The sequence below is a fragment of the Flavobacterium sp. UBA7680 genome, from assembly GCF_002482975.1.
Taxonomy (GTDB): Bacteria; Bacteroidota; Bacteroidia; order Flavobacteriales; family Flavobacteriaceae; genus Flavobacterium.
Genome location: NZ_DLHA01000047.1, coordinates 1 through 6,319, shown reverse-complemented (window position 1 = coordinate 6,319; position 6,319 = coordinate 1). Strand labels below are relative to the sequence as shown.

General features: G+C 32.2%; 5 protein-coding genes. 4 read left to right on the top strand and 1 reads right to left on the bottom strand.

The window, feature by feature from the left end:
- Both istA and istB read left to right on the top strand, forming a co-directional pair.
- Window positions 1-1,452: IS21 family transposase (gene istA, locus B3C18_RS19750; protein WP_291150671.1), on the top strand; the 1,452-nt coding region annotated here is incomplete at its 5' end.
- 16 nt (window positions 1,453-1,468) lie between these two features.
- Window positions 1,469-2,206, top strand: a complete 738-nt coding sequence (istB, locus tag B3C18_RS19745) for an IS21-like element helper ATPase IstB (protein ID WP_056251131.1) — start codon at window positions 1,469-1,471, stop codon at window positions 2,204-2,206.
- A 120-nt stretch (window positions 2,207-2,326) separates the two neighbouring features.
- On the opposite strand, the gene B3C18_RS19740 is transcribed toward istB, so the two are convergent.
- On the bottom strand, window positions 2,327-3,565 hold the full coding sequence (locus tag B3C18_RS19740) for a site-specific integrase (RefSeq protein ID WP_291150651.1): 1,239 nt from the start codon (window positions 3,563-3,565) through the stop codon (window positions 2,327-2,329).
- Window positions 3,566-3,967: 402 nt separating this feature from the next.
- Here B3C18_RS19740 and B3C18_RS19735 point away from each other — a divergent pair, with 402 nt between their 5' ends.
- Together B3C18_RS19735 and B3C18_RS19730 are read left to right on the top strand one after the other, a co-directional pair.
- Entirely contained in the window at window positions 3,968-5,179 is a 1,212-nt protein-coding gene (locus tag B3C18_RS19735; protein WP_291150648.1) for a site-specific integrase, read from the top strand.
- Window positions 5,180-5,533: 354 nt separating this feature from the next.
- The coding region (locus tag B3C18_RS19730) for a helix-turn-helix domain-containing protein (protein WP_291150646.1) at window positions 5,534-6,319 on the top strand (786 nt) is incomplete at its 3' end.

Below are 6,319 nucleotides of genomic sequence, written 5' to 3'. Positions count from 1 at the left end.
CTTTCAAGAAATACGGTAAAGAAATATATTTCCTTATTTGAAGTTCTCGGATTAAGCTTTGAATTAATCGACCAAAAAACCGATGCAGAGCTGGAACTTTTATTCTCCCAGACTAGTGTAGAGGCCATTAGCCCGAGATTACAGACACTTTATGATTTTTTTCCTAAAATGGAACGTGAACTAAAAAAAGTTGGCGTTACCGTACAGCATATGTGGGAACAATATATTGCTGTAAATCCAGATGGTTATCGAACTTCACAATTTCACTATCACTACAATATATGGGGCAAACGAGTTAATCCGGTCATGCATATGAACCATAAGGCTGGTGATAAAATGTATGTTGATTATGCCGGAAAGACACTCTCAATTATTGATATAGATACGGGAGAGGTCAAAGAAGTACAATTTTTTGTAGCAATATTAGGAGCCAGCCAATACACGTATGCTGAAGCTTCCATGAGCCAGCAAAAGGAAAACTTTGTTGACTCGGTAGAGAATGCCATGCGCTTTTTTGAAGGCACTCCTGCTGCCATTGTTCCGGATAATTTAAAATCTGCAGTAATAAAAAGCAGTCGTTTTGAACCGACAATCAATGAAACCCTGGCTGATTTAGCAGAACACTACGAAACTACAATTCTGCCTGCCAGAGCTTACAGGCCCAGAGACAAATCATTAGTTGAAGGAGCTGTTAAGATATTATATCGAAGGATTTATGTAACCATAAAAGAAACCAAGTTCTTTTCTCTGGAAGAATTAAATCAGCAGATCTGGGATTTACTTGACTCTCATAATAACAGAAAACTAACAGGACGGCCTTATTCCCGCTTTGAATTATTTTTAGAAGACGAAAAAGAAAAACTGCGTCCACTGCCACAAGATCGTTTTGAAATTAAATATCAATCTTTTGCAACAGTAATGCAAAACGGTCATGTTCAATTAAGCCAGGACAAAAACTATTACAGCGTTCCGTATCAATATGTAAAAAAGAAAGCAAAGCTGTTATATACCAAATCAACGGTAGAGATTTATTATAAATACAATCGAATAGCTGTACATCCAAGAAACTACAAACCTTATGTCTATACAACAACCCCTGAGCATTTAGCAAGTACACATCAATTTGTAGCCCAATGGAGTGCTGCCCGCTTCATTGAATGGGCTAATAATATTGATGAGTCAGTGGGAGAATATATAATGCAGATAATCGAAAGCAGAAATCATCCGGAACAGGCTTATAAAAGTTGTTTAGGAATACTGAATTTTGAAAAAAAGGTAGGCAGACAGCGATTAATAAATGCCTGCAGGCGGGCACTTGATTTTAAAATTTACAATTTTAAGACCATACAAAATATTTTAGAAAACAACTTGGATCATATTGATTTTGATCAAGAGCCTGAGCAGGAACTTCCCGATCATAGTAACATAAGAGGAAAACATTATTATAACTAAATTAAATCTTGAAAAAATGAATGAATCCACAGTAACCAAAATGAAACAAATGAAGCTTTATGGCATGTTTAATGCTTTTAAAACAGCCATTGAAAGCGGAAAAACAGATCATTATACCCTTGACCAGTTTGTATCGATGATTATTGATGCAGAATGGGATGAAAGGTACAATCGTCGTATTGAACGAAGTATCACTAATGCCAAATTCCATTACAAATCAAATATTGAAAGTATCAATTTTGATGTATCACGTAATCTGGACCGAAACATGGTACTGCGTCTGGCAGAATGCGAATTTATAGAGAAAAACGAAAACATTTTAATCACTGGAAGCACCGGTGTCGGTAAAAGTTATTTAGGTACTGCATTAGGTTATCAAGCCTGTATACAGGGTTTTAAGGTCAGCTATTTTAATACCTCAAAATTGTTTGCTAGACTAAAAATGGCTAAAGCAGATGGCACTTATCTGCGGGAACTTACCAAAATACAAAGACAGGATGTTATAATACTTGATGATTTTGGACTCCAGGCACTTGACAGCCATAACCGAATTACTCTTTTAGAGATCATAGAGGACAGGCATAATAACGGCTCTATAATCGTGACATCACAAATCCCAGTTCAGGGCTGGTATGACATAATTGGAGAAAAAACGATAGCCGATGCAATATTAGACAGACTTATACACCAATCTCACAGGCTTGAATTACATGGAGAATCGATGAGAAAGAAAAGAGGAATAAACAAAGAGTGATATTTTATTATATTTGAATACTAATTAACAGATGAAAAAATATAGTTTTTAATCAAAACGGAGGTGGTCATTTTGCTCCGGAATTAGGTGGTCATTTTGAACTGGAATGAGGTGCTCACTTTAAAACGGAATGGGGTGATCAATATAACCGGAATTTGCAATTTTACTCTTTAGCTTTCTCATTTCATCACTTACTTTTCGTTGAACTACCTTTCCATAGCTTTCCTGAGTAATCAACATGTTTGAATGACCAAGTAATTCTGAAACTATTTCCATCGGAACGTTATTAAAAAGCAAAACAGTAGAAGCAAATGTTTTTCTTGCAGTATGGTGAGTTAATCTCTTTTGAATCCCTATAATATCAGCAATTTCTTTTAGATAAGAATTGAATTTTTGATTGCTTATAGATGGAAATATTAGATTAAGATCAGTAGAATATTTATCAATGATTTCTTGAGCTTTTGGCAAAATAGGGATAGAAATTTGACGTTGTGTTTTTTCTCTTCTCATCTGAATCCAGTTAACATCATCAAAACCAATTTGAATATTCCCTTTTTCAAATCTACTCATTTCACTATATGCAAGACCTGTATAACAGCAAAAGATAAATAAGTCTCTGGTCAGTTGTAATCTCGGCTGAAATATTGAAGTTTCTTCTATTAACTTTAATTCAGCAGTAGTTAGAAAAATTACATCTTTTTTTACTTTCTTAGGCTTATAGAGAACAAATGGGTCTTTGTTTAAAACATCTTCAGCTACCGCAATCTTGATTAATTTACGAAACCTCTGTATTGCTTTATTAATAGTAGACTGACCTTGATTCTGTTCAGTTTTGAGATAATACTCAAATTCATTTAAAAACTGTAATGTAATTTGTTCTAAGGGAAAGTCCTTCTTTTTATACTTCCATTTAATAAACCCCATGACTTGAACGTTTACATAGTTGTATTTTTTCCAAGTTGCTAATTGCAAATCTTTACCTATTAATTTATAAATCTTATCTAAGTACTTTTGAAAGTAAATGACAACGAATTCCTTTTCTTTTAGAGGTTTGCCTAAATACTTTAAATAGACATCATTTACACCAAAGTCTTCACTTTCTAAGAGAAGTGATAAATAAGAGTTTTTGATTTTTTGTTTAATTAAATCTAACTGTGCATTATTATTAATAGCACCAAATGATTTTGAGTTTATAACTTGTCGACTTGCATCCCATTTTTTAGGCTCGACAAAATAACCTGTTGCATTTTCTTTACGGACACCCCTATAAGTAACCCGTACATTGATTGGACATTGTCCTTTATTGTTTAGTCTAACTTTTTTTAAGACAAACAAAATCGTGAAGTTTTCTTTTTTCATAGCTAATTGATTTTAAATTAATTAGCATACTTTCAGGACTTGAAAAATTGCACCCCTCGTAAAATGACATTGTGCCCCGAGTTGTACCCCTAGACTTTTATAAGAAAGTAGATTGTTTTAAATCATCCATTTTTAAAAAGCCCATGAATACTGGGTTTACGTCAAAAAAAAAGCCTCTACATTTCTGTAAAGGCATTTTATGTGGTCCCACCTGGGCTCGAACCAGGGACCACCTGATTATGAGTCAGGTTTAATATATTTTACTATAAATTATTTTTAATTATTATACCTGTAAATCAATTAGTTACGCCTTAAAAAATAAATAATAAATCATTATTTCTTATTTTAATTGTACTTTTGCTCGTCAAATGTTCGTCAGTTTTTAAGTTATATTTTTCAATAATGGTATCATACAAATTTACATTAAAGGCAACAGGAAATGCACAAGGAGAGTACTTCATTAATCTTGTCTTAATTAAAGACAGGATTAATACTAGTTTGTCTATCAGGAAAAAATGCAAATATGAAGATTGGTCATTCGAAACAGAGCGTCTTAAAAAATCTCACAAAGAATACAAGCAAATTAATGATCTGATTGAAAAATATTCGGGCCGGGTTAACGATATTATTCATGAATTCGAATTAGATGAAACACCTTTCACCTTACAGGATATTGTAACCAAATTCAAAAAGGCTTCAGGAAAACAGCAAGCCTTAAGCTATACAGCTTTTCACGAAAGCTTAATTGAAGAAATTAGAAATGCAGGAAAACTATCAAGCTACAACATTGAAAAAGACACCTTAAAATCGATTCAACGGTTTTTCAACAGAACCGAAATTACTTTCAGGGATTTATCTGTAGATGCAATCTATAAATATCAATCCTTTTTAAACGGCAACAATAATAGCCAAAGTACAATTGGCATAAGAATTCGTACTTTAAGAGCAGTTTTTAACAAAGCTATTAATCGCGAAATCATTCCCGCAACAACATATCCTTTTAATAAATTTAAAGTATCAAAAATCAAAGAAAGTGGTAAAAAAGAATATTTATCCGAAGAAGAACTCCTATTATTGAAAAATGCACAATTACTAAAAAAAAATGATGTTTTTGCAAGAGATATGTTTTTGCTAAGCTTTTATGGAAGAGGAATTAATTTCATTGATTTAATGCAATTAAAAAAAACAGATCTATATAAAGAAACAATTACTTATAAAAGAAGCAAAACTGAGGTAATAGTAAACTTTAAAATAAACGATTTCTGGAAACACAAAATTGCAGAGTATACTTCACCAGCCGATTCACTCTATTTATTCAATATCATTCATAATAATCAGAACTCCGAAATTTATATAAATAACAAAAAAGAAAAATATCTCAAAATTTATATAAACACACCACTTAAAAAAATTATTACTGACTTGGGCATTAAGAAGAAAATAACCTACTACTGTGCAAGGCATTCATTTGCAACTATTCTGAAATTTAATAATATTTCACTAGACATCATTAAAGAAGCTTTAGGCCATAAGGACATTAAATCTACAATGTCTTATTTAAACACACTTCCAAGTAACACTTTAGACAAAATGATTGATGATATCATTTTTTGAATCAGATTTTGATTCAATATAAAATTACCTTTACAAAATAATTACGAGGTTTTGCCTAAAGTTCTGACAAGCCTGTAAATTTGGATTACTTTATTCACAAATTAATAAACCTCGCTTTAATTTAAATGGCATCAAAAAAAATTATATTTGAAGTTATAAAGACAAACCTTAAATGAAATATCAAAATTCAGCTAATTTCAATTACTATTAAAGCATAACTTTTGTTTATTGATTTGAATTTTGTATACCAACAAATAAAATCAACTCAAATGCTTAAATTTTTAGGAAAGAGAACGAAATGAAAGTTTTAATGTTAGTAAGAATGACAAAAGTTGAGAATAAAATAAAAGATTTATGAAAAATTGGATACCAAAAGCAGTTACCTACCTGGAAAAATCATTAGGAAAAATACCTAGTGAACTTAATGAAATTGATTGGAAAGCCTCTTTATCGCCAAAAAACGATAAGTTATGCAAGCATATTACGGCTTTTTCCAATTTACCTGGTGGTGGTTTTTTAGTTTTCGGTGTAGATGATAAAACGGCAACAATTTTAGGGATTACAAAAACAGACGCAGATGTCATTATTGAGCGTTTGGCTTCTCTATGTAGAGATGGCGTAGATCCTTTGGTTAGTATTGATCACAGTATTGAAACCTTTAGAGGACAAGAACTATTGTTTGTTTACATCAAAGAAAGTGCCATAAAACCGGTTCATATTAAAAGCCAAACGATTGAAGAGAGTTATATTCGAAGCGGAGGAACTACTCGTAAAGCCTCTCGCCAGGAAATCGGAGCTTTAATGCTCAATAGTAAAACACCAACATGGGAAGAGTTACACTCTTCTAAATTGCTGAATGAGGTTGAAGTCATTACACTACTTGAATACGATAAAATTTTAGATTTACTTAAAAAACCGATACCTAGCAATATTCCGGAAATTGTCAAGTGGTTGGAAGATGAAAAAATGATTGTTGATGTGGATGGAAAAGGCTATTATATAAGTAATTTTGGAGCTATATCTGCCGCTAAAGATCTTAATAAATTTGACGGATTAAGCAGAAAGGCTCTCCGGTTGATAAAGTATGAAGGTAAAAATAAATCCGCAGGAAGTAAAGAATATCCAGGAACAAAAGGTTAT